The organism is Pseudomonas sp. IT-P74 (genome assembly GCF_949768175.1).
In the GTDB taxonomy this organism is placed as follows: Bacteria; Pseudomonadota; Gammaproteobacteria; order Pseudomonadales; family Pseudomonadaceae; genus Aquipseudomonas.
In genome coordinates, this window is the sequence record NZ_CATKQD010000002.1 from 233856 (window position 1) to 259988 (window position 26133).

Sequence of the window (26133 nt, forward strand, 5' to 3'; positions counted from 1 at the left end):
TCGGCTCCACTTCCTCCCCATCAAGAGCTTTGAGGCTCTTTTTTAACCTCCGAAAACCAACACATCTCATTGCAGGAGCGAGCCTGCTCGCGAAAGCGGTGTGTCAGGCAGCATTGATGTTGGATGTGACACCGTCTTCGCGAGCAGGCTCACTCCCACAGGGGAAAGTCATTGTGTTTCGGTGGTGCACAACGACCGCCATGCCGCCTCCGCCAGCACGTCCCGATAGGCCTTCGGGCTGCCCTTGACCCGGCCCGACAACCAGGCGCGGCAGTAACTGTCCGCCTGGCCGACGATCAGCGACGGGATCAACTCCGCCGGAAGACTCCCCAGTTCATTACCCTGCGCCCCCAGCCATTCCAGCAACTGCCTGTTGCGCGTCTTGTTGCGGGTAGCGAGTTCGTCCTTGAACGGCCCCTTGGTGACGGCAAACCGCGCGTGGTACTGGAACCGCGCCCATTCCGGCTGGCTATCGACCCAGTCCACATAGCTGTGCACCAGCGCATGCACCCCTGCCTGAGTGGTTTTGGCCCCGGCCAGGTAACTGTCACGCAAGCGGGCCTGATCATCGAGGGCGGTAAAAAACAGCGCCGCCACCAGGCCTTCCTTGTTGCCGAAATGGTGATAGATCGCACCGACACTGGTATCGCATTCGGCGCGGATCATTTCGATGGTGGTGGCCTCGATCCCCTGTTCGTTGAACAGGGCGAGGGCCTTTCTGAAGATGTCGCGCTTGAGTTCGGCGCGTCGTCCTGGGTAGCAGCGTTCGAGCAGATCGGCGGTTTCCATGCGCAAAGACAGTCCAGAAAAGTGATCGGTGGAGGCTGGCGTTGCCAGCGAACAAGTGGCGCTAGGTTGACAGATTTCCCTTCGACAGAATACTGTTCCGTTACAGAACAATATTCTGTATCGGAATAATATTCCGTGAAATGTCATCCACAAGAGGCATCAAAATGAGTCAGTTCCTCAGCATGTTCAGCAGCGCAGGCCCGCAAGCGTTCAGCAAAATGGCCTGCCAGGTGGCGCCCTACTTCTCCACCATCAACCCGTTGGTCAAGGATTTGCGCAAAGGCAGCGCCACCGTGCACGTGCCATTTGCCCGGGAGATCACCAATCATTTGGGTACGGTGCATGCGATTGCGATGTGCAACGCCGCCGAGTTGGCCGCCGGGATGATGACCGACGTTTCCATTCCTGCCGGCGCACGCTGGATCCCCAAAGGCATGACCGTGGAATACCTGGCCAAGGCCAAGAGCGATGTGACGGCGGTGGCCGAGGGGGATGCGGTGGACTGGACCACCGAAGGCGACAAGATCGTGCCGGTGGACATTCACGATGTCGAGGGCAAGAAGGTGTTCACGGCGCGGATCACCATGAATGTGAAGCTGGCTTGAAGACTGACCGCAGTTAAAGGTGGGAGCGAGCCTGCTCGCGATAGCGGTGTTTCAGCCAACATTTATGGCGACTGACACTACGCCTTCGCGAGCAGGCTCGCTCCCACAGGGTGATTTGTGGTCAGACCAGGCGCAATCGAGGGCCGGCAGCCGGCACCGCATCGTCACCCAACCGCCCCCGCACAAACGCCTGGGCCTTGTGCGTCAACTGGTCCAGATGCCGGTCGCGCTGTTTTTCCGCGTCGGTCATGGCTCGCTTGCCATGCTTTTGCAGCAGGTAGGTATGAATCTGCCGCACTTCGAGCGAGCTGTAGATCGACGCCACATCCAGCAGCGCCATCAAGCCATCGGTGGCGTGGTCGCGGGTATTCATCAACACCTGGGTCGCACGTACGCCCACCACCTCAAAGCCCATCGCCTCGAAATACGGCACCTTGGCCACCGCGCAGGTCAACTCGGCATGGGGATAGCGGCCGACCATTTCCCGCAGCATCCGCCGGGCCACGCCCTGGCGCCGATACTCGGCCTGCACCGCCATGTACGCCACGCCGCAGGCCTCGGGGTCGTCCTGCACCGGCAGGTACAGCACAAAGCCAGTCACCTTTTGCGGGTCGTCTTCGTCCGTGGCGACGATCAACTCCACGGCAATGCCTTTTTCACCGTTCAGCGCCTCCAGGTACAGGTGCACCTCATAGCCGATCGCGTATTGATAGAGGTTGTACAGCAGGTTGCTGGGCGGGATCGCGACCATGCTGATGTCAGTCAGGTTGTCGACCACCATCTGCAGGATCTGGCTATTGATGTGCTCGGGGCACGGGCTCTTGAAGTGGCTGATAAGGGGCATTGCGGTGACAGGCTCCGGGGTCGAGGGCCGCCTATCATAGCGCGCCTGACACTGGCGGTCCGAAGGGTGATGGACAGACATCCCCCATTGATGGGCCATGCGCATCGCCGGCGAACGCCTGGCTGCGCTTTCGAGCCTGACGCCAGTGAGTCCGGCACACATTGTGCTGGATAAACTGGCCACTTCGCGATCAGGCCCGCTCCCTCAGGGGACTGCGGTTTTGCCCACTCCTCGATCTTCTGTGGGAGCTCGTCTGCTCGCGAAAGCGTCCACCACACCGGATAGGGGTGTGAGTGGGGAAGAATGGGTGGGTCAAGGCCCCAACTTTGAGGATTCCCACCCACTGCGCCACCAGAACTAAAACCCAAACCGCCAGCCTTTTGATATCAATCAGGTTTTTTTCTCGCCCCGGATCCCCCCGCGATTGGCGCACCTCTTGCAGCAGGCCAATGGCCAACGTCAGCCAACACCGGCGCGCCCCGAGGGGAACAACATGAATAAAATGCCTGACCTCAAGTCGCTCGGCTTTTTCCGGAAACCGGGCATCGCCGCTGTGATGCTGATCAACATCAGCCTCGGCCTCGGCACCGCCAACGCCGTGCCCCTGGATGATTTCGGTCCGCCACCACCGACGGACCCCTCGGCGTTTAGCAATCCGCCGGCCGACACCAATGCCGCGCTGGATGCCATAAAGGCCATGCCACCCGTCAACCAGGGCGCCATCGCCCTGCCCAATGGCGTTTTTGGTACCCGCACCACGCCAACGGTCGACAACGTGCTGCCGCCAAACCTGCAGACATCCTTCAAAATCCCCACCAATGGCAAGCCCAGCCCATTGTTCGGGGCCCAACCGTACACGCAGCAACTGCTGCTGTTCGAAGAATTCGGCACGGACAAACTCGACCCGACACTGCCGGCACCACCCCTGACCTTCCCGGTTCCGCTCGTCGGCCCGGCGCCCACGCAGGACCCGAACAACATCGCCCGCAGCGGCCCTACGCCCTCGGCGCTGGAAGCCTTCATGCGCCAGCCGGGGCTGTTCCCGTTTCCGTCGCAGTTTTCCAACGTGCTGGACCGCAATCCGTGGAAAACGCAGGTCGAAGCCTTCCTCAACCGTCACCCGGTCGGCTCGCCGGCCGAAGGTCGTCCGCCAGGAAAAGGCTGGTCGCACCAGCGCTGGAACGAGTTCTACCCACAGGTCGCCTTCAAGACGGCTCAAGCGGGCGCCCAGCTCAACAGCGGCATGCGCGACCGCAGGCAGTTGCACAACTATGCCGTCGGTGAGTTCGGGCCTGGGGGGCTCTACAACCAGACCTCGGACACCCCGGTCATAGCGGGCACTACCAAAGGCATAAATACCCGCTTTCACCCCAACATGCCGATTCAGAACCACAAGGCACTCTGGACCTTCGACGGCACCTTTCCGCCAAAACTGTTGATGGTGCGGTACGGCCAACCGGTGCTGATGCGCCACTACAATGCCCTGCCGATCGATCCGTCGGCCAACATGGGGTTTGGCCTGCACACCCTCACCACCCACGAACACAACGGCCACTCCCCGGCCGAGAGCGATGGCTTTTCCGGTGCGTTCTTCTTTCCGGGGCAGTACTACGACTATCGCTGGCCGATCCAGTTGGCCGGTTACGACACCATCAACACCAGCGCTCAGGATCCGCGCGCGGCGTTCCCCTGCGGCCCCGGTGAAACCCTGTTCGTCAACGATGCCACGCCCGGCCTCAAAACGTGCAACAACGGCAGCATCAAGATCCGTGGCGACTGGCGCGAAACCATGAGCACCCACTGGTTCCATGACCACATGGTCGATTTCACCGCGCAGAACGTCTACAAGGGCAACGCTGTGATGATGAATTACTACAGCGCCCTGGATCGCGGTAATGAAGCGCTTGAAGATGGCGTCAACCTGCGCCTGCCCAGCGGTTCGGCATTGCCTTGGGGCAACCGCGACTATGACGTCAACCTGATGCTGGCCGACAAGGCCTGGGACGCCAATGGCCAACTGTGGTTCAACCCGTTCAACACCGACGGTTTCCTCGGCGATCAGCTCCTGGTCAACTGGCAGTACCAGCCACGCCTGAACGTGCGGGCGCGCAGCTATCGTTTCCGCATCCTCAACGGCTCGGTGTCGCGCTACTTCAGGATCGCGCTGGTGCGTGAAGTCGCCGGCACCGGCGGCGAATACCCCGGCCCGGCCGGTTCCGGCCTGTCTTATACCCGGGTACCGTTCCACTTGATCGCCAACGACGGCAACCTTATGGAACATGCTGTGCCGTTCGACGGCAGCATGGACCTGGAAGGTGATGGCAACACTCAGAACCACAATGCCATCCTGCCCGCCATGGGTATCGCCGAGCGTTACGACATCATCGTCAACTTCGCGAAAAACGGGATCAACACCGGCGACAAGTTGTACTTCGTCAACCTGATGGAGCACCAGAACGGCAAGGGACCGGAAGCTACACTGCTGACTCTGGCCGATGTCCTGTCCGGGAAGTACAAGGCGGTACTCAAGCTGGGCAGCAAAGGGCTGGAATGGGACGGCGGCGACCCGGCGGTGGGCAAGTTCATGCAGATGGTGGTCAAGCCTTATGCCGGCCAGGACGTGAGCATGAACCCCGCCGACTACGAACCCGCCAAACCGGGCAAGCCGGCCGGCAAGAGCATGATCCCGCTGACCATCAACCGCGACGACCCGGCGATGCAGGCCAAGCTCAAGGTGGCGCGGCATCGCGAGTTCATCTTCGGCCGCTCCGACGGCACCGACGAAGCCCCCTGGACGATCAAGACCGACGGTGGTTTAGGCTTCCAGATGGACCCTCGGATCATCAGCGCCGCCCCGCAACTGGCCAACGGCCCGACCCCTGCCGGGTTCTCCGGCGACGGTACCCTGGAAGTGTGGAAAATCAAGAGCGGCGGCAACGGCTGGAACCACCCGGTGCACGTGCACTTCGAAGAGGGGGTCATCCTCCACCGTGATGGCAACCCACCACCGGAATGGGAGAAATGGGCGCGCAAGGACGTCTATCGCATCGGTCAGGGCATCGACAGCTCGGTGGATGTGGAAATGGCGATCCGCTTTCGTGAATTCGCCGGGACCTACATGGAGCACTGCCACAACACCCAGCACGAGGACACGTCCATGTTGCTGCGTTGGGATATCGAGCATCCGGGCCAGTTCCAGTTGATGCCAGCGCCCCTGCCCGGCTGGGACGGCGTCACCTACGTCAACTCCGCCGCGCTGCCGACCTTCCGCACTGGCGATACACGTGATAACGACGATGGCGGTAACCAGAAACCGATCGCCAACCCCGACAGCGCCATCAGTAACACCGGCCAACCGGTGATCATCAACGTGCTGGCCAACGACACTGACCCTGACGCTAACGTGCCACTCAAAGTGGTGGGGCTCGAGCAACCGGACTCCGGCAAGGGCGTGGTCAGTACCGATGGTACGCGTGTGACCTACACACCACCGGCCACGGTCCCCTCACCGTTCACCGCGACCTTTACCTATAAGGCCGCCGATGCCAAGGGTGCGGAGTCGGAACCGGCGACGGTGTCCGTGGCGGTCTCGGCAGCGATCAACGAGAGCCTGATCGTCACCACCGCTACCGTCACCGCCCGCAGCAACAGCCGCTGGTATTGGGTCCTGTCCGGCACCACGTCGCGTTTCACGGGCAATAAGATCACGGCGACCGCCACGACCACGACCGGTACGGTGAACCTTGGCGCCGCCGTCCTGACGCAGACACCGACAGGCGCGCGCTGGAACATAGCGGTGACGACCGCCGGCAGTGGCCCGTCGCCTAGCCCGACAGCGACCATCAAATCGGCCTTCGGCAAAACCGTGACGGTGCCGATAAAGGCGAACTAGAGCGGGTTGATCGACGCCCGGTCCATGCAACGTGGATCGGGCGTTTTTCTTTTGTGCAGCGTACTCGGATTTTACATTCACCAAACTTCCAATGTGGGAGCGAGCCTGCTCGCGAAAGCGGAGTGTCAGGCGACATCTCTACAACAGGTTCGCCGCCTTCGCGAGCAGGCTCGCTCCCACAACAGGAATGTCGTTGACCGGAAGTTAACGTTCAGCCCGACTCACCGCTGCGGTGCCACCATCCGAAAGCGGATATTGATATCGTTGGACACCACACTGTCCGCCCACTCGCCCTCGCCTATCTTGAAGTCGTCACGCTTGAGCACCAGTTGGCCCTCAAAGATGCCGATGGCGCTCTCCGATTTCAGCAACACCGGCACACTCACTTCCCGAGTGAGCCCGCGCAGGGAAAGCTTGCCGGTGATGGTGTAGCGGTTGTCGCCCTGGGCCTTGATGGACGTCGACTCGAAGGTCGCCACCGGATAAGTCGCGGTGTCGAACCACGCCGTTTTTTGCAGTTCGGTGTTGGCGTCGCTGCTGCCGGCATCGATGCTTTTCAGGTCGATGGTCAGCACGGCATGGGCGGCGCCGGGGTTATCGGTGTCGAAGTCGAGTTTGGCCTTGAACTTGCCAAAGGTGCCGTAAGCTTTCGAACCCATCTGCTCATAGGTGAAACTCAAGGTGCTGGCCCTGGCGTTCACATCCTTGTATTCCACGGCTCCAGCAAACGGCACCAGGCCGAACACCAACGTGCCGGCCAGAGCGACGCAACGCGCGGATCGAAGGTTCATGGCACTCTCCGGGAGGGTTCCCGTCTTGAGTTGGCGTGCCGCACAGATCGGGTGGCATCAGTTGGACTAAAGCAAACAACCGGCGTTTATTCCACCTCGACCGTTGATTTGCGACCACCTGCCCGCGCTACCCGCCCCCCTCGCGCAGCCACGCCCGCCGCAACAGGTCGATCACCTCGGCATCCGAGGTCTGGGAAAAATCCATGTACCAATGGCCAATCGACATGAACCACTCGGGCATCAGCGGGCAGATCAACTCATCCACCTCTCTGCGCAGCGCCTGCACCGTTTCGATTGGCGCCACCGGCACCGCCACCACAATCCGCGATGGCGCCTGTACCCGCAGCGCCTGGATCGCCGCCCTCATCGAAGCGCCGGTGGCCAGGCCGTCGTCAATCAGGATCACCACCTGATCCTTGATCTGCACCGCCGGCCGCTTGCCCCGATAGACCTGCTCGCGGCGCAACAGCTCGCGGCTTTCCCGTTCGACCACGGCGTCGAATGCAGCCTTGGCAATCGGATGCACCCGCAGTGCCTCTTCATTACGAATCTGGATACCGCCGCTGGCAATCGCGCCCATGGCGTACTCCGGGTGGGACGGCACGCCGAGCTTGCGCACCAGCATCAGGTCCAGGCGAACCTTCAGCGCTGTGGCCACCTCATACGCCACCGGCACTCCGCCACGGGGCAAGGCAAGAACGATCACATCGGGACGGTTAGCGTAAGGCAGCAGCGGCTCTACCAAACGCCGCCCGGCCGCGGGCCGGTCTTGCAGGATGGAATGGGACAAGGGGTTCATTTAAAACCTCCCCAGGCAGGCATGCCTGTCATGCACAAGTACTACTAACACCACTCCCCCTGTGGGAGCGAGCCTGCTCGCGAAAGCGTCAGCACAGTCAACATCTAAACCACTGAACCACCGCTATCGCGAACAGGCAATCAAAAAAACCGCCTACACCAACCGCTCAATCTTCTGATGCTGCCACACCACTTTGTAATACAACGTCTGCAACACCAGCATCCCCAGATACGCCACCGGAAACGCCATCCACACCCCTTGCAGCCCGAACTTCGCATCCAGCAGATACGCCGCCGGCAACTGCACGCCCACCACGCACACAATGGAAATCCCCACCGGCACCATCACCGTGCCGCTGGCGCGCATGATCCCGCCGATGATCGCCTGGAAACCAAACACCAACAGACTCCAGAGCATGATGTGCAACAGGTGCTGAGCCATGTTGAGCGTCGCCTCTTCGGTGAGGAACGACGCCAGCAACCAGCTCGACAACAAATACCCGAGCACCACCAGGCCACCGGTCAGACACACATTGATCATCAGCCCGGTCTTCAGGATCGGCCCGATGCGCTCGATGCGCCCCGCCCCGATCGCCTGCGCCCCAAGAATCGACGCGGTAATCGCAATCGACAGCGCGGGGAACTGCACGTAATTGACGATCTGCGTCACCGCCCCATACGCCGCCGTCGCCTGGGAACCGTGCTGGTTCACCAGCGCCAGAATCACCAGCTCTGACAACGACAACACCACCATCTGCAACCCGGTGGGCAACCCGATGCGCAGCACCTTGCCGAGGATCGCCATGTCCAGTTTCATCGCTGCGAAGAACTCGCGGTCCGGCGCCAACGGATGGCCCTTGCCAAGCAAGCGCCACGCCAGCAACCCCATCGCCACCAGGTTACCCACCAGCCCGGCAATCGCCGCACTCTGAATCCCCATCGGCGCAAAACCCAGCCACCCGCGAATCAACACCGGCGTCAGCGCGAGCCCGACCATGGTCGACACCACCAGCGCCAACAACGGCGACAAGGTATCGCTCACTCCGCGCAACAACTGCGTGAACAACACAAACACCAGCAACGACGGCATGATCCACAACATCACATGGGCATACGCCACCGCATCGTCCAGCACATCCGCCGGCGTCTCCAACCCCACCAACGCCGACCGCGCAAACACACTCCCCACCACCGCCGCCACCAAGCCGATCAACACCCCCAACAACAAGGTCGCCCCGGCGATGGCCTTCACCAGATGCATCTCACGCGCCCCCCACGCCTGCCCGATCAACACACCCGCGCCGGCGCCGAGGCCGATGACCAGGGCGATGAAGAAAAACACGATGGGGAACATCCCCGACACTGCCGCCAGCGCCTGGGTGCCGAGCATCTGACCGATGTAGATGCTGTTGACCGTGCCGGACATGGATTGCAGGAAGTTCGACAGGACCATCGGGGCGAGGAAAAGCAGGTAGGTTTTCCAGAGGGGACGTTGGGGGTTCGGGGTTTGCATTCGGGAAGGTCCATTTCGATGGTGTGAGCGATGATCAAGGATAGCCGGGTGGCTGAACCCAAGAGGCAGTGAACCGGCTATCTGCAATGCGTTACAAGTTGGCTATTGCAGATTGCACGCTCCGATTCTCTATCGACGCACGTAACCAATTGTTTTTTATCACGTCAATGCTAAAGCATATTTGGCACAGGAAATGCGTTTGCTATGAGGACACCTCAATGCCTGACATTGTTCGGGCTCAACGCCGCGCAACCTGAGGCAGAAAAAATGAATGCCATTGACCTTCTGAAAGCCGATCACGAGAAAGTGAAATCCATCCTTGCCCAACTGAGCGAATCGACGGATAGAGCACAAAAAAAACGCAGTGAGCTACTGGATAAGTTGGAGTTAGAGATATCCACCCATACAAAACTGGAAGAGGAAATCCTCTACCCAGCGTTAAAGGAGGCCGGTACCAAAGAGCAAGATGTCATGTACTTTGAAGCCAAGGAAGAACACCGCACCGTGGATTCACTGGTACTACCAGACCTGAAGCAGACTGATCCAGGCACACCAGAATTCGCCGGGCGAGTAAAAGTCGTCAAAGAATTGCTGGAGCACCATATTGAAGAAGAAGAAACGGAAATGTTCCCTCAGGCGAAAAAGCTTCTTGGCAAAGCCAAGCTCGACGGCCTCGGAGAGCAAATGGAAGCGATGAAAGCCACTTATAAGAAAGAGTGGGCGGCAAATCATATGGCCGCCTGAATAAAGCCAAGGCACATAGCCCGGTCGAAGATCGGGCCTTTACTTTTCAACTCATGAAATTCCGACCGCTACGAATAGAGGGCCAGCTCGCACCAGATTGGCCAGGAACAGTACCGAGCCTTCCAACGCTTGCCGATTTGACTGCGAGCAACTTGCAAAATGACATTCGCCAACCGAAAAACCAATTTCTGCGCGAGCAAGTGATCAGCCATCCATCACAGTATTTTCACATCCATTGGCATACGGTGGATCCAGCTCCTTTTGTGTTTTCCAGCCCGCACCCCCATTGCGGGCTTTTTTTCGATTTCGAACTGGGTAAGGGAACCAATCAGCGGGGCGGAATAAGAAAAGCCGGTTACTCACAACACATTACCCAAACGCCAAACGACCCAGCCCACAGTCAATTAGCTAAACTTCATCAATAAACCACTTCGCGAAACCCTGAATGCGCTGATTTCGTCCGGCTTATAGTCGGCGCCGTCGCCCTAATGGCGATTCAGGTTTGGCGACCCGATCACAGAGAATGCGAAGGCTATCCGCTCTATTGCAGGTATCATCGCACCCGCAAAGCCGCTGTAATGGCGGCTGTGCACGGGAGACCTCAGGGTCTGCCGGTTTTCTCTGTTGCCGGTTCGCCAACCTGCGCACAGCTGCCACCCAATCGTTTGGCGACGACTGCGTGACGGCTTTTAGCCCATCAAACAGAGATCTTCAAAATGAATCGATACATGCCTCTTACCGGGATTGACCTGGTTCCGGCTTCCCTGCTCATCGACACCCAAGCCCCACTCGACGTTCTGCAAGCCATGGCCGACTACCGAATTCGGACAGTCACGCAGGTGCTGGAAAACATCGCCTACCGATCCGAACTTGGTTGCGACACCGTGGTATTGGAGGACTTTTCCAAGTTGCTGGTCATTCCGTTGCGCGATGGGTGTGATTTGATGGATGTGATTGGGCGGCGGTTACGGGCGCAGGCTGCGGAGTAGCAATATGCCCGTAACAAAGAGAAGAGCCGCTGCGACAGCGGCTCAATCTGGGAAACCTTCGATGATTTAAACAACTGGACAAGGGAACCGGACGACCACGAAATGATGGCTACTGTCATCGGTCTCTGGCACCTGCGTTCAGGCACTTGGTGCTGTCAATCAAAGGTATATTTGCCTTCGAGCATGAATGCCGGCTCTCTCCAGTTGGGTCCCCTCACAACTCTGAGCCCATTATTTTTTATAAAACCGGCATCACACATTTTCTTGACAAGTTTCAATAACCCTATGTTGTTCTCCACATGCGCCCAGTTAGCCAGATTATAAAGGCCATCAAGCCGAGGAAAGGAGATGCCTAATTCATTTTTGGTAAGAAATAGAATTACCTCTTCAGGTTTTTCGTTAAGTACGATGGTTGCAATGACGCTCATTACTTTACCCCTCCAAGTTCCTTGTACTCTCGTCCCCTTTGTTTTTCATCCGTTTCTATTGCCGTGAGTTTTCGGGTTTCGGCCATGGACCTTCGGATTTCGACTTGCAGTTTATCGAGCTCCAGATTGTCACGGTCGTTTTGTAGCATGGCTCATCCCTTCGGGCTTGCTGTTCAAAAGGTTCTCCCCGAACGGCCGGTGATCCCCCCCTTTTCTGCCCGGTCAATATTTCCCGTTTTTCACTTTTGGAATAGTGGGTTACTCCTGCCGAAGTTGTAGGCAGAATCCGAGAATGGAGCCGAAAAAGCCGATCGCTCACAAAACATCCCCCAAAGTGCCAATCGACCCCGCCCACAGTCGATTAGCTAAACTTCATGAGTAAAGCACTTCGCGAAACCCTGAACCTCAGGAGGCGAACATGAGCAAGCAACCTCAACCCCAAAGCCGTTCCAACCCCCAGCCCAGATCCCGCCCGCTAGTGCCGAACCTGCCGAGCAAAACCGGCAACAAGTCCGGTGGCTTGCGCGGCAACTATCCGCCGAAGAAGTCGTAATGCCCTCGGGTGTACGACAGGCTTTGCAACGGAGCCTGTCGTACTCCTGTCACTTCGGCATTACTTGCCTCTATATCGGACATTGTTTTCCACAAGCGACGTCGTACCTGTCCGGAATGATGGCCAAGGGCTACGCTCTCCACGGCATCTCGAATACACCTCGACCATGTCGCCAACAGATTCACATCCCTGACTCTGAAAACGTCTGCTCCTTTAACAACGCATCCAAGCCTTCGCGATGTCCCGTGTTGCCATAAACCCTGCTTTTTTCTGGCTCATTTACATGGAGTAAGCGTACATGCCCTTCCCCCCTCGTTTCCTCGACCACTACCGCAAAGCCGACCGCATCATGCTGGGCCTGGTCTGGCTGATGTTCGCTTTCGCGGTGGGCCTGGCGCTCTGGCACGACACGTTCAAGCAGGCGCTGCTGGTGGGCGGTGGTACCAGTGTGCTGTTGACGCTCTTGTATCGCGCCATCGGCGGGTCGCGGTGGATGCGCTGTTTGCTCGGCGTTGGCTTGATGGTGATGGCGGCGTTGCATATCAATCAGGCCGAGGGGGTCATTGAGTCGCACTTCGGGATTTTTGCGTTGTTGGCGGTGTTGACGTTTTATCGGGACTGGCTGCCGATCCTGGTGGCGGCGGTGACGATTGCGCTGCATCACGTGGTGTTTCATGTGCTGCAGCATCAGGGTTTTCCGGTGTTTGTGATGGCCCATCACGGTGGCTGGACAATGGTGTTCGTTCACGCCTTTTACGTGGTGATGGAGACGGTCGCGCTGCTCTATCTGGCGCTGCACAGTCAGGCCGATGCGGTGGAGAGCCAGGACATGCTGGACACGATGCTCGCCACCACGTCCCAGTTCACCACTGGTGCCGACCAGGGTGACAAGGCGCAGGTGCATGTGTCGCTGGCGCAGCGCTTCGATCAGTTCCTGGGGCAGATCACCGCGCTGGTGGACGGTGTGGTGCGTGACTCTCAGGGTCTGGGTCAGTTGGGCCAGGAGTTGGCCAAGGCCAGCAACACGCTGGAGAAAGGCGCGAAGCATCAGTTGACGGAAATCGCGCAGATGACCGGGTCGATGCAGCGCATGGGCGCTGCGATGGAGCACATCGTGGTGCATGTCGAGCATGCCGTTGAACATGCCGGCCAGGCCAGCGCGCAAGTCACCCGAGGGCAGGAAAGCGTGAACCGTGCGCGGCAGGAAATCACCCAGCTGGCCTCGCGCCTGGAAGGCACCAACCAGACCGTGCAGGTACTGGCCGGGCAGGCGCAGCAGATCGGTACGGTGCTGGAGGTGATCAGCAGCATTGCCGATCAGACCAACTTGCTGGCGCTCAACGCCGCTATCGAAGCCGCCCGCGCCGGCGAGCAAGGCCGGGGTTTTGCGGTGGTGGCCGATGAAGTGCGCAGCCTGGCGCAGCGCACGGCGGTGTCCACCAAGGAAATCAGGACCATCATCGAGGCCTTGCAGCAAGGCAGCCGCAAAGCCGTGGAGGCCATGCAGGACAGTCGCGAAGGTGTGGAGCGCTGTGTCGAGGACAGTCAGTTGGCGGCGGCAATGTTGCAGGCCGTCGGCAGCGACATCTCGCAGATCGATGAACTCAATGGGCGAATTGTCACGACAACCCGTGAACAGTCCTCGGCGAGTTTCGAGATTGTCGGGCGCTTGCAGTCGGTGCAGAGCATTGCGCAGAACACGGCGGATGACGTGGAAACGCTGGCGCTGAGCAGTCGACAGTTGCCGCCGATTGCCACTCGGCTGGATGCGTTGGGACGCACGTTTCATCAGTGATGCAGCCGTAGGCGCGGTGTTTATTCCCAATGGGAAAAATGGCGGGTAACCCGCAGGCCAGGCAAGTTGCAGGCGCTACTTGAGGGCGCCGCAGCGAAGTAATTGAATACGAGCACCTAATAGGCGCCGTATTTGTATTCGCTGGCGATTGGCATTCCAGAACCCTGGAATTTTTTCAAAAAAATTGTGAAATAAAATGTGAAGTACGTTCAATTAAAAATCCTCACAAACTCACATAAAACCCAACAAAATAAGGCTTGTTAAACGATCACCTATGTGAAATAAATTGTGAAGACAATTTCTGACGACACGAACTGCCATGTCCTTAATCACATCGAAATCCTGGCTGGACCCGGTTCTCCCTGAGTCGTTACCCCCATCGATCATTGATCTTGCGGATGCGTTGCCCAGAAAGACCCGGTTTCTAGCCGGGCGACTACCGCCTGAAACCGCTGCACGGCTCGGCCGTCTCCTGCAAATCACCAATACGTACTACTCGAATCTGATCGAAGGGCAATACACCGAGCCTGCCGATATGCAGAAAGCACAAACGGCGCCGGTCAAAGATCGCAAGCGACTCAAAAGCCTGGCGGTTGAACAAATGGCGGTGCAAGCCTTGTTTGAGCGGACGTTGCGCCAGCGGGGCCCTTTTACCTGGAGCGACATGTTCGCACCCGAGTTCGTGAACGCTGTGCATAACCGGCTTTTTCGCGGAGCCAGTGATGCAGAACGTACGCTGTCAGATGGCTCAATAATGCAGCCCGGCATACTTCGGTCGGTCACGGGTCAAAACGTAATCGTCGGCAATCATGATGCGCCGGACGCTTCAGCTGTCGAGGCGATGCTACGACACCTTCAGTCAGGGTTTGGCCGGCAGACGGACCCTCGCCGCCAGCTGATTTCTTCGCTTGCCTACCACCATAGGCTCGCTTGGGTTCACCCCTTTACCGACGGCAATGGTCGGGTTGCACGGCTGATCACTCATTTGCAGTTGGTACATCTGGAGCTGGAGCCAACCCTCTGGTCACTGTCACGCGGCCTTGCACGACGGCATCAGGATTACTACAGCGCCCTGACCATGGCCGACCGCCCACGAGAAGGTGATTTGGACGGACGGGGTCAATTGTCCCAGCGACGTTATTTCGAATTCATTGAGTTCATGCTGCAAGTTTGTCACGACCAGGTCGACTACATGATTGCCGCGGTGGACCCATCCCAATTGCGTGAACGCGTAATACGCGCGTTTCGCTACAACGAGAGACTTCTACAGCAAGGTATCCGTCCGGAAAGTGCACCCGCGATCATCGCGTTAATCACCCAAGGCAGCTTGCCGCGCAATGAAATCAAGACGTTCACAGGCCTGACACCGCGCCCGGCAATCGACGAGTTATCCAGGCTTATAAAAGTCGGTCTGGTAGAAAGCCGGACGCCAAAATCCAGAATCGTGACCCCCGGCCTGCCCGCCTGGTTTGCACAGGATGTTTTTCCAGACCTACATCGACGGTTTCAGTAACACATAGCCTCAGCAAAATCGCGGCCCATGCGTTGGAACGCCAGGTCCACCCGTCGCACCAACATTGCTCTACAGACTCATTAAATCTACATTTGAATCTATAGATGCAACCAAAGGACACAAACATGGCCGTCCCCCTGCAACCTCAATCCTTCAGCAAAAACCAATGCGTCACCGGCCTGCGCGCCGCCGTGAGCATTCTGGAAAAGTGGAAAGCCACCAGCGACCAGGCCTGTCGCATCCTGCGTATTTCCCGCAGCACCTACACCCGCGCCCGTCAGCGTGACCCGGATTGGGCGGTGGCGCTGGATGCGGATCAGATGCAGCGCATCAGTTTTGTGCTGAACATTCACGCGACGTTGCGGCTGGTGTTCGACAACCCGGACAACGTCTATGGCTTTGCCTCGATGGCCAATGACAACGAGTTTTTCAACGGGCGTTCGCCGTTGGAGATCATGGCCCAGGGCGACATGATTTCGTTGTACGAAACCTTCCGCCGCATCGACATGCTGCGGGGTGCGCAATGGTGATGGCGAGTGAGTTGGCGGTGTTTGCCGCTCAGTCGTTGCAGGCTTATCGCCTGGTCAATTCGAAGTTTCCGCCCATTGCGTTGTTTGATGATGTGGCGGATGCGGACGAGTTCGAGGTGTTGTTCGAGATTCAGGCATTGACCAATCCGCGGTTGAAGAATGAGGTGGGTCAGCTGGAGTTGATTGCGCGCAGCGAGATACCGTTCGGCATTCCCGGTTGCTCCTACGCCATCGCGCCCTTTACCCACGTCAACCCGGCGGGTTCGCGTTTCAGCGATGGGCGTTTTGGCGTGTTGTACCTGGCGGACTCGATGGAAGCGGCGCTGGCCGAGGTGCGGCATCACCAGGCGCTGTATTGGTCGAGGGTGCCGAGCCTGAGCTATGAGCGGTTTGTGTTTCGTGGGTTGGCCTGCGTTTTTGGCGATGGCGGGATGAAAGACGCTACGGCCCTGCCGATGAGTGATCCGGTGTACGCCCCGGACGACTACAGCCATTCCCGTGTGCTGGGGCGCGCGGTGCGGGATGGCGGTTGTCCCGGTTTGCGTTATCACTCGGTGCGGATGCCGGGCAGTCATTGCTGGGCGTTGATGACGCCGAGGCCGGTTTCGTCGATTGTGCAGGCGGCGCATTACGAGATGGTCTGGAATGGGCAGATCACCAGCGTGAGCCAGATCAGCCAAGCCTGATTGCCTCGCCACAAAAACATGGTGCTTGCAGGCGCGGTGTTCGATCCATTGACTGCATCGATAGTCACCATCATTTCAATGAAGTTCTCTTAAAAAATCCCCGGCGTAACATCTGCTCCATACCAACCCATAAGCACCCCGGAGCACACCATCATGAAACGCCAAACCCTCCTCAGCATCGCTTTCTCGGTTTTCGCAGTTAACGCTTTCGCGACAAACTCTGTTCAACCTGCGGTCGCTGAAGGCGGCTCGGACCGTCTGATTGAAAGCCGTGTGGCCGAGGGTGGTTCCGATCGTCTGATCGAGAATCGCGTGGCTGAAGGTGGCTCGGATCGCCTGCTGGAAAAACGTGTTGCCGAAGGTGGCTCCGACAAACTCCTGCAAAACCGCGTCGCTGAAGGCGGCTCCGACAAGCTTCTGCAAAACCGCGTCGCTGAAGGCGGTTCGGATCGTCTGATCGAAAGCCGCGCTGTCTGAATGCAGTGCTTGACCGCAGGACTCAACGAAAAGCCCGGCCTCAACAGCCGGGCTTTTTCGTGGCTCACTGTTTGATGGGTGTGACGAGTACCTTTTCCTCAGTGTCGAGGACGAACACCGCCAACAGGCGTGCCGGCTGGGTGTCGCTGGCGTTGGCGCTGACCAGATGCACGGAACCCGGCTCCTCTACGAAGTTTTCACCGACGTTGTAGATCTTTTCCGGTTCGCCTTTAACCTTGATGCGAAACGAGCCCTCCAGCACTGTTGCATAGATGAAGGCCGTTTTCGGATGGGTGTGGGCCGGCGACGCGGCACCCGGCCCATACTCGACGACCACGCCCCTCATGCTCTTGCCAGGGATGTTGGGGATGGGACGGTCGAAGACCACCGTCACCTTGCCGGGGGGCGGCTCGGCGGCCGATGCGGCGCTGATCGAGAGCGCGGCGAAGACAGCGGCCATTAGCAATCGGGTAATCATGGGATCTCTCCTGGATTGGTAGGGAAATGTGAGGGTGCGATCCGTTACTGCGCCGTCGACCGGGCCAGCCAGTCGTCGAAGCGGATCGCTCCCAGGCGTGCGTTCTTGCCGGTGACCAGCGATTGATCGTTGAGCACGGCGCCGAAGTAGCGCGCATGCACGTCCGGCACGACCTTGCGGTTGTCCTGGGTCGCCCGCAGATAGCGTCTGGCCAGTTCGTCGATCGGCATGGTTTCCGGGCCGCCGACTTCAACGGTGCCATTGAGCGGAGCCGCCAGCACGACATCGGCCAACGCCGCCACCACGTCGTCGGACGCAACCGGCTGGATCAGCGCTGGCGAAGCATGGATTTCCTCGCCAACGGCGAACGACTGGACAATGCCGCCGGCAAACTCGGAGAACTGCGTGGCACGCACAATGGTGTAAGGCATGCCGGACGCCTTGATAAGGGCCTCCTGCGCGACCTTGGCCCGGAAATAGCCGGTATCGGGTAACCGTTCGCTGCCGACAATCGACAAGGCAACATGATGACCAACCCCGGCAGCGGCTTCGGCGGCCAGCAAGTTACGGCTCGACGTTTCAAAAAAATCGAGAACGGCCTGGTCCTCCCACGATGGCGCGTTCGCCACGTCGACCACCACATCAGCGCCATCCATCGCTGCGGCCAGGCCTTCGCGGGTGATGCTGTTCACGCCCGAGCTGGGGCTGGCGGCGAGTGCGTCATGGCCGCGCTCGCGCAGGGTGTTCACAAGTTTCGATCCGATGAGGCCGGAGCCTCCGATGACGACGATCTTCATGACTTTTCTCCACTTGTCGACTGCAACCATTGCGTCGGTGTAGAGAGATTGCCTGCGCGCACCAGGCAAGTCCTTGTTCCGGGCTTGGGTTTGCCTTGGCGAACGCTTGGATTTATGTCCAAAGCAGAGGCTGTTCGTCCAGCATTCCCTGGCGCGGACGGTGCAGCGGGTGTCGAGCTGCCGTATCATCTTCCCCCAGTTACCAACCGCCAGCCGCCTGGGACACGGAGTTGAGGGCGCTTCGCAGGGGATGCTCATCTTGTCATTCGCGTTTGAAGATTACGTACTCGATCAGGAGCGCCGTGAGCTGACCTTGCGCGGGCAGGTCGTGGCCGTCGGCCCGCAGGTCTTCGACCTGTTGCTGCTGTTCGTCAACAATCCCGATCGCGTCGTCAGCAAGGACGAGTTGCTCAAGTCGGTGTGGGGCGACCGGATCGTTTCGGAATCGACGATCACCAGCCACATCAATGCGGTGCGCAAGGCCATCGGTGATACCGGTGAGGAGCAGCGTCTTGTGCGCACCGTCGCCCGCAAGGGCTACCGCTTCGTTGGCCGGATCAACGGCGCCATGACCGGGGAAGCGCGACAGCCTGAAATCGATGAACGCCCGAGCGCTGCCCCGAAGCAAATCCCCTCCTCTACGCTGGTCCTGCCGGAAAAGCCCTCGATCACCGTCCTGCCCTTCCAGAACCTGAGCGGCGATCCGGAGCAGGAATATTTCGCCGATGGCGTGGTGGAGGACATCATCGCCGCCCTGTCGCGTATCCGCTGGCTGTTCGTGATCTCGCGCAATTCGAGCTTCACCTACAAGGGTCAGACCGTGGACGCCCAGGGCGTCGGCCAGGCGTTGGGTGTGCGTTACGTACTCGAAGGCAGTGTGCGCAAGAGCGGTAACAGGCTGCGCATTACCGGGCAACTGATCGATGCGACGAGCGGGACGCACATATGGGCGGAGCGCTTCGAAGGCCTGCTCGATGACATCTTCGAGCTGCAGGACCAAATCACCGAAAGCGTCGTCGGTGCTATCGCCCCGCAACTGGAACGGGCAGAAATCGAACGCGCCAAACGCAAGCCGACAGAAAGCCTGGACGCCTACGACTATTACCTTCGGGCCATGGCAAAACTGCACAGTGGCAGCCGGGAAGCCATCGAGCAGGCGCTGCCGATGTTCTACCAGGCCATCGAACTCGACCCGGAATTTGCTTCGGCCTATGGCATGGCCGCCTGGTGCCACTTCTGGCGCAAGCTCAATGGCTGGATGGACGATCGGCCCGCGGAAATCGCCGAGGGCATACGGCTGGCGCGCCTGGCGGTGACCCTCGGCCGCGATGATGCCGTCGCGTTGACCCGGGGCGGACATGCGCTGGCTCATCTGGCCGGTGAAGTCGACGCCGGCATTGCACTGCTCGACAGGGCGCGCCTGCTCAATCCCAACCTCGCCCCCGCGTGGTTCCTGGGTGGCATCCTGCGGGCGTTGCACGGTGAAACAGACGCCGCCATCGAGCATTTGAACCATGCCGTTCGCTTGAGTCCGCTGGATCCGGAAATGTTCAGGATGCAGGTCGGGATGGCGCTCTCACATTTCTTCGCCGGGCACTTCGATGCCGCTGCGCACTGGGCGGAAAAGGCACTGGGCAACCTGCCCAGTCTGCTTATCGCGGCGGCACTGGTGGCGGCCAGTCATGCGCTCGGCGGTCGAATGGATAAAGCGAACCTGGCGATGCAGCGTCTGCAAAAGCTCGATCCCTCCTTGCGCCTGGGTACCCTCAAGGGCTGGTTGCCAATCCAGCGGCCTGAAGACTTCGCCCGCTTCGTCGATGGACTGCGACTGGCTGGCTTGCCGGAGTAAAGGCGGCCCACCTTACCCTGTGGGAGCGAGCCTGCTCGCGAAGGACTCAAGTGCGCCGCGTTTAGCCAGTAGTCACGCGTAATCGTTAGCGTCCATCGTGAGCAGGCTCGCTCCTACAGGGGGGCAAAATTCACACATTGCAACCGTAGGCTAAGCTTTGATCAACTCGTTGCTCACGATGCTCGGTTCTGCAGGTTTTGGGTTTTTCTGGAGAGCGTCTGCAACAGCTATCCCAGACTGGCCCAAACCTTTCACGCAGGATTGCCGTGATGACCGAGCCCCTCCTCAGCTTTGATGCACTCAAGCGCGCCGCGGCTGCCGGCGAAATCGATACCGTACTGGTCTGCATGGTCGACATGCAGGGACGCCTGGTCGGCAAGCGCTTCCAGGTCGAGTTTTTCATCGACAGCGGCCATGAAGAAACCCATTGCTGCAACTACCTGCTGGCCGACGACATCGACATGGAACCGGTGCCGGGTTACGCCGCGGCCAGCTGGAGCAAGGGCTACGGCGATTTTGTGCTCAAGCCTGACATGTCCACCCTGCGGCGCGTGCCCTGGCTTGAATGCACGGCGCTGGTGCTGTGTGACGTGCTCGACCATCACCATCGCCAGGACCTGCCCCACAGCCCTCGGGCGATTCTGAAAAAGCAGGTCGAGCGTCTGCGCGAGCGTGGTTATACCGGCATGTTTGCCTCGGAACTCGAGTTCTATCTGTTCGATGAGAGCTACGAGGTGATCCACGAGCGCAACTATCACAAACCGAAAACCGCCGGCCATTACATCGAGGACTACAACATCCTCCAGACCACCCGTGAAGAGCCGGTGCTGCGGGCGATCCGCAAGCACTTGCAGGCATCCGGCATTCCCGTGGAAAACTCCAAGGGTGAATGGGGCCCGGGCCAGGAAGAGATCAATATCCGCTACGCCGACGCCATGACCATGGCCGACCACCACGTCATCATCAAGCACGCCTGCAAGGAGATCGCGCAGTTGCAGGGCAAGGCGATCACGTTCATGGCCAAGTGGCGCTACGACGCCGCCGGTTCCAGCAGCCATATCCATAACTCGCTGTGGGACAAGAACGCCAAAAAGCCGCTGTTCTTCGACGCGAAAGCCGAGTTCGGCATGTCGAAACTGATGCGGGCCTGGGTCGCCGGGCAGCTCAAGTACGCCAACGACATCACCTGTTTTCTCGCGCCTTATATCAACTCCTACAAGCGCTTCCAGGCTGGCACCTTTGCGCCCACGCGGGCGGTCTGGAGCCGCGACAATCGCACCGCCGGCTTTCGCCTGTGTGCCGAGGGCAGCAAGTCCATCCGCATCGAATGCCGCATCGGCGGCGCCGACCTCAACCCTTATCTGGCTTTTGCCGCACTAATCGCGGCGGGTCTGGCGGGTATCGACGAGAAGCTCGATCTGGCGCCACCGTTCGAAGGCGACGCCTACCTCGATGAGCATCTGCCGGAAGTGTCCAAGACCCTGCGCGAGGCAAGCGCCGCCCTCAAGGCCTCAAGCATGTTGCGCGAGGCGTTCGGCGATGAGGTGGTCGAGCATTACGTGCATACCGCCGAGTGGGAACAGAAAGAGTACGACCGGCGAATCACCGATTGGGAATTGCAGCGCGGTTTCGAGCGCTACTGAGAACATCATGACTGCGAAGGTGCAACTGATCTCCCCTGTCGATGGCCGGGTGTACGTCGAACGCGATCTTGCCGATGCGACGCAAGTCGAGCAAGCGCTGACGGCGGCTGCCAGCGCACAGGCGTCATGGCAACGCCGATCACTGAGCGAACGCGCGGCATTTTGCAGCGCTGCGGTGGACGCGATGCTGTCGATGCAGGTCGACATCGTGCCGGAGCTGGCCTGGCAGATGGGCCGCCCGGTGCGTTACGGTGCCGGCGAACTGCGCGGTTTTGCCGAACGCGCCCGGCACATGATCGCCATCGCACCGCAGGCCCTGGCCGCTATAGAGCCGGAGCCCAAGGCGGGTTTCCAGCGCTATATCAAACGCGAGCCGCTGGGCACGGTGCTGGTGGTCGCTCCGTGGAATTACCCCTATCTGACGGCGGTGAACACGATCATCCCCGCGCTGATGGCCGGCAACAGTGTGATCCTCAAACATGCATCGCAAACCCTGCTGGTGGGCGAGCGTTTTGCCGAGGCCATGCGTCGCGCAAAGCTGCCCGAGGGGTTGTTCCAGAATCTGCTGCTCGACCATGTGTCGACCGGGGCGATCATTGCTGCCGGGCGCGTGCAGCAGGTGAACTTCACCGGTTCCGTGGAAGCTGGCAAAGTCATGGAAAGCGCCGCCAGCGGACAATTTCTCGGCATGGGCCTGGAGCTCGGCGGAAAGGACCCGGCCTATGTCCGGGCAGACGCCAACCTTGAACACGCGGTGGAAAATCTGGTGGACGGCAGTTTCTTCAATTCCGGGCAGAGTTGCTGCGCCGTGGAACGCATCTACGTCGACCAGAAAATCTACCCGGTGTTTGTCGAGCGCTTCGCCGAACTGACCCGCCAATACGTGCTGGGCAACCCGTTGGACGAAGCCACCACCCTCGGTCCGTTGGTGACGCCGGGCGCCGCCTTCTTCGTTCGCGGCCAGATCGCCGAAGCGCAGGCCCAGGGCGCGACAGCGCTGATCGATCCGAAGTCCTTTCCCGCCGACGTGCCGGGCAGCGCCTACCTGGCACCGCAAGTGCTGGTGGACGTGACCCATCAAATGTCGGTCATGCGCGACGAAAGCTTTGGCCCGGTGGTCGGCATCATGCCGGTGGCCAGCGATGAAGAAGCCATTGCCTTGATGAACGACAGTGAGTTCGGGCTCAGTGCGTCCATCTGGACCCGGGACCTCGCCGCGGCCGAACGCCTGGGCAACGAGATCGCCACCGGCACGGTGTTCATGAACCGCTGCGATTACCTGGACCCGGCACTGGCCTGGACCGGCGTGAAGAACAGCGGGCGCGGCGTCACCCTGTCGCCTCTGGGCTACGAGCACCTGACCCGGGCCAAATCCTTTCATCTGCGTCACGAGGTGTAGACCATGAACCTGACAGGAAACTGGAACTACCCCACGAGCGTTCGTTTCGGTGTCGGGCGCATCGCCGAGCTGGCCGAGGTCTGTCGCAGCCAGGGCATCCAGCGCCCCTTGCTGGTGACCGACAGCGGCCTGGCACGCGCGCCGATCACCACGGCGGCGCTGGACGCATTGCGCGCCGCCGGTCTTGGCGTGGCGCTGTTTTGTGACCTCAAGCCCAATCCGGTGGAAGCCAACCTGGCCGGAGGGCTCGATGCCTGGCGTGCCGGCCAGCACGACGGCGTGATCGCTTTCGGCGGTGGCAGTGGCCTGGACATGGGCAAGCTCATTGCCTTCATGAGCGGCCAGACCCGCCCGGTCTGGGACTTCGAAGACATCGGCGACTACTGGACCCGCGCGGACGACAGCCGCATCGCCCCGGTCATTGCCGTGCCGACCACGGCGGGCACCGGTTCCGAAGTCGGTCGCGCGGCGGTGATCATCGACGAGCGCACCCACACCAAACGCATCATCTTCCACCCGAAAATGATGCCCCGCGTGGTGATCAGCGATCCGGCCCTTACTGTCGGCATGCCGGCGAAAATCACCGCCGGCACTGGCATGGACGCGTTATCCCATTGCCTGGAAGCGTACTGCGCTCCCGGCTTTCACCCTCTGGCCGATGGCATTGCCGTGGAAGGCATGCGCCTGGTGGCCAACTCACTGGTGAAGGCGGTACACACCCCGTCGGACCTTGAGGCCCGCGCGCAAATGCTCGCGGCGGCGGCCATGGGCGCCACGGCATTCCAGAAAGGCCTGGGCGGGATGCATGCGCTGTCCCATCCGGTGGGCGCGCTGTACGACACCCATCACGGCATGACCAATGCCACCTTCATGCCCTATGTGCTGATGTTCAATCGCTCGGCCATTGAGGAGCGCATCACCCGCCTGGCCGCGTACCTGCGCCTGCCCTCCCCGGGGTTCGACAGCTTCCTGGCCTTCGTCCTCAAGCTGCGCAAGGACATCGGCGTGCCCCACACCCTGGTTGAACTGGGCGTGGATGACCGGCAGGCCGACCTGATCGCGGACATGGCAATTGTCGACCCTTCCGCCGGCGGCAACCCGCTGCCCTTGACCCGGGACGGCGTGGCAAAGATTTTCGACTCGGCGTTTCACGGCCGTCTGTAGGAGCGAGCCTGCTCGCGATGAACGTCAACGATGACGCGGGGAGCCTGATACCCCGCGTCATCGTTGACGCCCATCGTCGGAACTCCGCCCGGAGCAAGCTTGCCCCCACAGAAACCCAAGGTCGAGCCTACGGCGGCTCAGTTCGGCCTGTCCAAAACCTGAAGGGGCACACATCATGAACCCAGCAAGCCAGCCGGGCACCGAAGCGCAAGACAATGACGTCAAGGTGCTGCACAGCATGGGCTATGCCCAGCAACTCTCACGACGAATGGGGGTTTTCTCCAACTTCGCCATTTCCTTTTCGATCATCTGCATCCTCTCGGGTGGCATCAACTCACTGGCCCAGGGCACCTCGGGCGCGGGTGGCATCTCCATCGGCATCGGCTGGCCGATCGGCTGCCTGATCTCCGGGGTATTCGCCATGGCCATGGCGCAGATTTCCTCGGCCTACCCCACCGCCGGCGGCCTGTACCACTGGGGCTCGATCCTCGGTAACCGCTTCACCGGCTGGCTGACCGCGTGGTTCAACCTGCTGGGGCTGGTCACGGTGCTGGGCGCGATCAACGTCGGCACCTACTACTTCTTTTTCGGGGCCTTCGGACCGGCACTGGGCATGGAAGACACGACCACGGTCCGGGTGATTTTCCTGGCGATCCTCACCGGCCTGCAGGCCTTGTGCAACCACCTGGGCATCGGCCTGACGGCCAAACTCACTGACTTCTCCGGCTACCTGATCTTCGCCACGGCGCTGGCCCTGACCATCGTCTGCCTGATGTCGGCACCCAGCTATGAATTCGCGCGGCTGTGGACCTTCGGCAACTATTCCGGCGAGGTAGGCGGCAGCGTCTGGCCGCAGGTCTCCAACGGCTGGGTTTTCATGCTCGGCCTGCTGTTGCCGATCTACACCATCACCGGCTATGACGCCTCCGCGCATACCTCCGAGGAAACCCGCAACGCGGCCATGTCGGTGCCGCGCGGCATGGTCATGTCGGTGATCTGGTCGTTGCTGTTCGGCTGGCTGATGCTCAGCGCGTTCGTGCTGATGCTGCCGAACATGGACGAGGCGGCCAAGCAAGGCTGGAACGTGTTTTTCTGGGCCATGAACACCCAGGTCAACCCGACACTGAAACTGGTGCTTTTCGTGGCGATCTTCATTTCGCAGGTGCTCTGCGGGCTGGCCACCGTCACCTCGGTTTCACGGATGATCTTCGCGTTCTCCCGGGACGGTGGCCTGCCCTGCTCAAAAGCGCTGTCCTCGGTCTCATCGACCCATCGCAGCCCGGTCGCGGCCATCTGGACCGGTGCCACCCTCGCGGTGTTGTTCGACTGGGGATCGTCGGTGATCTCGGTCGGGGCAACGCCGGTCTATACGATCGTGGTGTCCTGCACGGTGATCTTCCTGTTCTTCTCCTTCGCCATTCCCATCGCGCTCGGCCTGTTTACCTTCGGGACGTCGAAGTGGCCGACCATGGGCCCGTGGAACATGGGGCGTTTCTGGTACTCGGTGTTCGCCATTCTCTCGATCCTGTCGATGATCATCATTTTCGTCATCGGCATCCAGCCACCGAACGATTGGGCGCTGTACATCACCATCGGCTTCCTGGTGCTGACGGCCATCGTCTGGTTCGGTTTTGAAGCGCGGCGCTTCCAGGGGCCGCCGGTGGGCGACATGATCGTCAAGCGCCAGGCGGAAATTGCCGCGGCGGAGGCGGCGCTGGACAAGCCTGCGGGGAGCTGATTACAGCTGTGCACGTTCGTCTGGTCCGGAAATCGGCCTATTTCGGTTTCAGGACCAGACAATCACTTCTTTCAAGACGGGAACATAGCGGCGAAATTTCCGCACCCAAAACAGGACA

24 protein-coding genes are annotated in these 26133 nt (G+C 60.1%); 16 read left to right on the plus strand and 8 right to left on the minus strand.

Annotated features, from left to right (window positions below; translation table 11 throughout):
* Positions 1-168 precede the first annotated feature (168 nt).
* The gene (locus ACM6J5_RS02575) at positions 169-789 is read right to left on the minus strand and encodes a TetR/AcrR family transcriptional regulator (protein ID WP_095945872.1); all 621 of its coding nucleotides are present in this window, start codon (positions 787-789) and stop codon (positions 169-171) included.
* A gap of 164 nt (positions 790-953) precedes the next feature.
* Between ACM6J5_RS02575 and ACM6J5_RS02580 the strand changes: the two genes are divergently transcribed.
* Positions 954-1394: a hotdog fold domain-containing protein gene (locus ACM6J5_RS02580; RefSeq protein WP_095945873.1), complete on the plus strand. Its 441-nt coding sequence runs from the start codon at positions 954-956 to the stop codon at positions 1392-1394.
* A gap of 121 nt (positions 1395-1515) precedes the next feature.
* Here the strand turns inward: ACM6J5_RS02580 and ACM6J5_RS02585 are convergent, their stop codons facing one another.
* Positions 1516-2238 carry a GNAT family N-acetyltransferase gene (locus ACM6J5_RS02585; protein WP_095945874.1) on the minus strand — a complete coding sequence of 241 codons (723 nt, stop codon included), beginning with the start codon at positions 2236-2238 and terminating at the stop codon, positions 1516-1518.
* A gap of 493 nt (positions 2239-2731) precedes the next feature.
* On the opposite strand from ACM6J5_RS02585, the gene ACM6J5_RS02590 reads away from it, so the two are divergent.
* Positions 2732-6130, plus strand: a complete 3399-nt coding sequence (locus tag ACM6J5_RS02590; protein WP_414927743.1) for an Ig-like domain-containing protein — start codon at positions 2732-2734, stop codon at positions 6128-6130.
* A 221-nt stretch (positions 6131-6351) separates the two neighbouring features.
* Here ACM6J5_RS02590 and ACM6J5_RS02595 read toward each other — a convergent pair whose 3' ends face one another.
* From ACM6J5_RS02595 to ACM6J5_RS02605, 3 genes are all read right to left on the minus strand, one after another.
* A complete protein-coding gene (locus tag ACM6J5_RS02595) occupies positions 6352-6921 on the minus strand; it encodes a YceI family protein (protein ID WP_150674059.1) in 570 nt (189 codons plus the stop codon).
* 127 nt (positions 6922-7048) lie between these two features.
* Positions 7049-7720 carry a phosphoribosyltransferase gene (locus ACM6J5_RS02600; RefSeq protein WP_095946404.1) on the minus strand — a complete coding sequence of 224 codons (672 nt, stop codon included), beginning with the start codon at positions 7718-7720 and terminating at the stop codon, positions 7049-7051.
* Positions 7721-7873: 153 nt separating this feature from the next.
* Positions 7874-9232 (minus strand): MATE family efflux transporter, encoded by a 1359-nt coding sequence (locus ACM6J5_RS02605; protein WP_414927744.1) that lies wholly within the window; start codon positions 9230-9232, stop codon positions 7874-7876.
* Positions 9233-9499: 267 nt separating this feature from the next.
* On the opposite strand from ACM6J5_RS02605, the gene ACM6J5_RS02610 reads away from it, so the two are divergent.
* From ACM6J5_RS02610 to ACM6J5_RS02620, 3 genes are all read left to right on the plus strand, one after another.
* Positions 9500-9976, plus strand: a complete 477-nt coding sequence (locus ACM6J5_RS02610; protein ID WP_414927755.1) for a hemerythrin domain-containing protein — start codon at positions 9500-9502, stop codon at positions 9974-9976.
* The gene (locus tag ACM6J5_RS02615; RefSeq protein ID WP_414927745.1) at positions 9949-10401 is read left to right on the plus strand and encodes a hypothetical protein; all 453 of its coding nucleotides are present in this window, start codon (positions 9949-9951) and stop codon (positions 10399-10401) included. The genes ACM6J5_RS02610 and ACM6J5_RS02615 overlap by 28 nt, the downstream gene beginning before the upstream one ends.
* Before the next feature lie 291 nt (positions 10402-10692).
* The gene (locus ACM6J5_RS02620; RefSeq protein ID WP_095946406.1) at positions 10693-10965 is read left to right on the plus strand and encodes a hypothetical protein; all 273 of its coding nucleotides are present in this window, start codon (positions 10693-10695) and stop codon (positions 10963-10965) included.
* Between the two features lie 155 nt (positions 10966-11120).
* On the opposite strand, the gene ACM6J5_RS02625 is transcribed toward ACM6J5_RS02620, so the two are convergent.
* A complete protein-coding gene (locus ACM6J5_RS02625; protein WP_095946407.1) occupies positions 11121-11393 on the minus strand; it encodes a hypothetical protein in 273 nt (90 codons plus the stop codon).
* Between the two features lie 418 nt (positions 11394-11811).
* On the opposite strand from ACM6J5_RS02625, the gene ACM6J5_RS02630 reads away from it, so the two are divergent.
* The 6 genes from ACM6J5_RS02630 (at position 11812) to ACM6J5_RS02655 (ending at position 16947) form a co-directional block, all read left to right on the plus strand.
* Complete coding sequence (locus tag ACM6J5_RS02630; protein ID WP_256355847.1) at positions 11812-11946, plus strand: hypothetical protein; 135 nt, start codon at positions 11812-11814, stop codon at positions 11944-11946.
* Between the two features lie 298 nt (positions 11947-12244).
* Complete coding sequence (locus tag ACM6J5_RS02635; protein WP_414927746.1) at positions 12245-13741, plus strand: methyl-accepting chemotaxis protein; 1497 nt, start codon at positions 12245-12247, stop codon at positions 13739-13741.
* Positions 13742-14060: 319 nt separating this feature from the next.
* Positions 14061-15254, plus strand: a complete 1194-nt coding sequence (locus tag ACM6J5_RS02640) for a Fic family protein (RefSeq protein WP_414927747.1) — start codon at positions 14061-14063, stop codon at positions 15252-15254.
* A gap of 125 nt (positions 15255-15379) precedes the next feature.
* A complete protein-coding gene (locus tag ACM6J5_RS02645) occupies positions 15380-15784 on the plus strand; it encodes an antitoxin Xre-like helix-turn-helix domain-containing protein (RefSeq protein WP_057714235.1) in 405 nt (134 codons plus the stop codon).
* Positions 15778-16470, plus strand: a complete 693-nt coding sequence (locus tag ACM6J5_RS02650; RefSeq protein WP_095943784.1) for an RES family NAD+ phosphorylase — start codon at positions 15778-15780, stop codon at positions 16468-16470. The genes ACM6J5_RS02645 and ACM6J5_RS02650 overlap by 7 nt, the downstream gene beginning before the upstream one ends.
* A 153-nt stretch (positions 16471-16623) precedes the next feature.
* Positions 16624-16947 (plus strand): hypothetical protein, encoded by a 324-nt coding sequence (locus tag ACM6J5_RS02655; RefSeq protein WP_095943783.1) that lies wholly within the window; start codon positions 16624-16626, stop codon positions 16945-16947.
* A gap of 64 nt (positions 16948-17011) precedes the next feature.
* On the opposite strand, the gene ACM6J5_RS02660 is transcribed toward ACM6J5_RS02655, so the two are convergent.
* Both ACM6J5_RS02660 and ACM6J5_RS02665 read right to left on the minus strand, forming a co-directional pair.
* Entirely contained in the window at positions 17012-17425 is a 414-nt protein-coding gene (locus tag ACM6J5_RS02660) for a cupin domain-containing protein (protein ID WP_095943782.1), read from the minus strand.
* A gap of 44 nt (positions 17426-17469) precedes the next feature.
* Entirely contained in the window at positions 17470-18222 is a 753-nt protein-coding gene (locus ACM6J5_RS02665; RefSeq protein WP_095943781.1) for an SDR family oxidoreductase, read from the minus strand.
* Positions 18223-18481: 259 nt separating this feature from the next.
* Between ACM6J5_RS02665 and ACM6J5_RS02670 the strand changes: the two genes are divergently transcribed.
* The 5 genes from ACM6J5_RS02670 to ACM6J5_RS02690 all read left to right on the plus strand — a co-directional run bounded on the left by ACM6J5_RS02670 (position 18482) and on the right by ACM6J5_RS02690 (position 26015).
* Positions 18482-20071, plus strand: coding sequence for a winged helix-turn-helix domain-containing tetratricopeptide repeat protein (locus tag ACM6J5_RS02670; RefSeq protein WP_150674053.1), 1590 nt, complete (start codon positions 18482-18484; stop codon positions 20069-20071).
* A 269-nt stretch (positions 20072-20340) separates the two neighbouring features.
* Positions 20341-21714, plus strand: coding sequence for a glutamine synthetase family protein (locus ACM6J5_RS02675; RefSeq protein ID WP_150674052.1), 1374 nt, complete (start codon positions 20341-20343; stop codon positions 21712-21714).
* Between the two features lie 7 nt (positions 21715-21721).
* Positions 21722-23113 carry an aldehyde dehydrogenase family protein gene (locus ACM6J5_RS02680; protein ID WP_150674051.1) on the plus strand — a complete coding sequence of 464 codons (1392 nt, stop codon included), beginning with the start codon at positions 21722-21724 and terminating at the stop codon, positions 23111-23113.
* Positions 23114-23116: 3 nt separating this feature from the next.
* On the plus strand, positions 23117-24277 hold the full coding sequence (locus ACM6J5_RS02685; RefSeq protein ID WP_414927748.1) for an iron-containing alcohol dehydrogenase: 1161 nt from the start codon (positions 23117-23119) through the stop codon (positions 24275-24277).
* Positions 24278-24452: 175 nt separating this feature from the next.
* Positions 24453-26015, plus strand: coding sequence for an amino acid permease (locus ACM6J5_RS02690; RefSeq protein ID WP_414927749.1), 1563 nt, complete (start codon positions 24453-24455; stop codon positions 26013-26015).
* Positions 26016-26133 lie beyond the last annotated feature (118 nt).

What these genes read in the sequence shown, in the direction of transcription:
- ACM6J5_RS02575 (WP_095945872.1), bottom strand. Translation starts at nt 789, where the DNA reads ATGGAAACCGCCGATCTGCTCGAACGCTGCTACCCAGGACGACGCGCC.
- ACM6J5_RS02580 (WP_095945873.1), top strand. Translation starts at nt 954, where the DNA reads ATGAGTCAGTTCCTCAGCATGTTCAGCAGCGCAGGCCCGCAAGCGTTC.
- ACM6J5_RS02585 (WP_095945874.1), bottom strand. Translation starts at nt 2,238, where the DNA reads ATGCCCCTTATCAGCCACTTCAAGAGCCCGTGCCCCGAGCACATCAAT.
- ACM6J5_RS02590 (WP_414927743.1), top strand. Translation starts at nt 2,732, where the DNA reads ATGAATAAAATGCCTGACCTCAAGTCGCTCGGCTTTTTCCGGAAACCG.
- ACM6J5_RS02595 (WP_150674059.1), bottom strand. Translation starts at nt 6,921, where the DNA reads ATGAACCTTCGATCCGCGCGTTGCGTCGCTCTGGCCGGCACGTTGGTG.
- ACM6J5_RS02600 (WP_095946404.1), bottom strand. Translation starts at nt 7,720, where the DNA reads ATGAACCCCTTGTCCCATTCCATCCTGCAAGACCGGCCCGCGGCCGGG.
- ACM6J5_RS02605 (WP_414927744.1), bottom strand. Translation starts at nt 9,232, where the DNA reads ATGCAAACCCCGAACCCCCAACGTCCCCTCTGGAAAACCTACCTGCTT.
- ACM6J5_RS02610 (WP_414927755.1), top strand. Translation starts at nt 9,500, where the DNA reads ATGAATGCCATTGACCTTCTGAAAGCCGATCACGAGAAAGTGAAATCC.
- ACM6J5_RS02620 (WP_095946406.1), top strand. Translation starts at nt 10,693, where the DNA reads ATGAATCGATACATGCCTCTTACCGGGATTGACCTGGTTCCGGCTTCC.
- ACM6J5_RS02625 (WP_095946407.1), bottom strand. Translation starts at nt 11,393, where the DNA reads ATGAGCGTCATTGCAACCATCGTACTTAACGAAAAACCTGAAGAGGTA.
- ACM6J5_RS02630 (WP_256355847.1), top strand. Translation starts at nt 11,812, where the DNA reads ATGAGCAAGCAACCTCAACCCCAAAGCCGTTCCAACCCCCAGCCCAGA.
- ACM6J5_RS02635 (WP_414927746.1), top strand. Translation starts at nt 12,245, where the DNA reads ATGCCCTTCCCCCCTCGTTTCCTCGACCACTACCGCAAAGCCGACCGC.
- ACM6J5_RS02640 (WP_414927747.1), top strand. Translation starts at nt 14,061, where the DNA reads ATGTCCTTAATCACATCGAAATCCTGGCTGGACCCGGTTCTCCCTGAG.
- ACM6J5_RS02645 (WP_057714235.1), top strand. Translation starts at nt 15,380, where the DNA reads ATGGCCGTCCCCCTGCAACCTCAATCCTTCAGCAAAAACCAATGCGTC.
- ACM6J5_RS02650 (WP_095943784.1), top strand. Translation starts at nt 15,778, where the DNA reads ATGGTGATGGCGAGTGAGTTGGCGGTGTTTGCCGCTCAGTCGTTGCAG.
- ACM6J5_RS02655 (WP_095943783.1), top strand. Translation starts at nt 16,624, where the DNA reads ATGAAACGCCAAACCCTCCTCAGCATCGCTTTCTCGGTTTTCGCAGTT.
- ACM6J5_RS02660 (WP_095943782.1), bottom strand. Translation starts at nt 17,425, where the DNA reads ATGATTACCCGATTGCTAATGGCCGCTGTCTTCGCCGCGCTCTCGATC.
- ACM6J5_RS02665 (WP_095943781.1), bottom strand. Translation starts at nt 18,222, where the DNA reads ATGAAGATCGTCGTCATCGGAGGCTCCGGCCTCATCGGATCGAAACTT.
- ACM6J5_RS02675 (WP_150674052.1), top strand. Translation starts at nt 20,341, where the DNA reads ATGACCGAGCCCCTCCTCAGCTTTGATGCACTCAAGCGCGCCGCGGCT.
- ACM6J5_RS02680 (WP_150674051.1), top strand. Translation starts at nt 21,722, where the DNA reads ATGACTGCGAAGGTGCAACTGATCTCCCCTGTCGATGGCCGGGTGTAC.
- ACM6J5_RS02685 (WP_414927748.1), top strand. Translation starts at nt 23,117, where the DNA reads ATGAACCTGACAGGAAACTGGAACTACCCCACGAGCGTTCGTTTCGGT.
- ACM6J5_RS02690 (WP_414927749.1), top strand. Translation starts at nt 24,453, where the DNA reads ATGAACCCAGCAAGCCAGCCGGGCACCGAAGCGCAAGACAATGACGTC.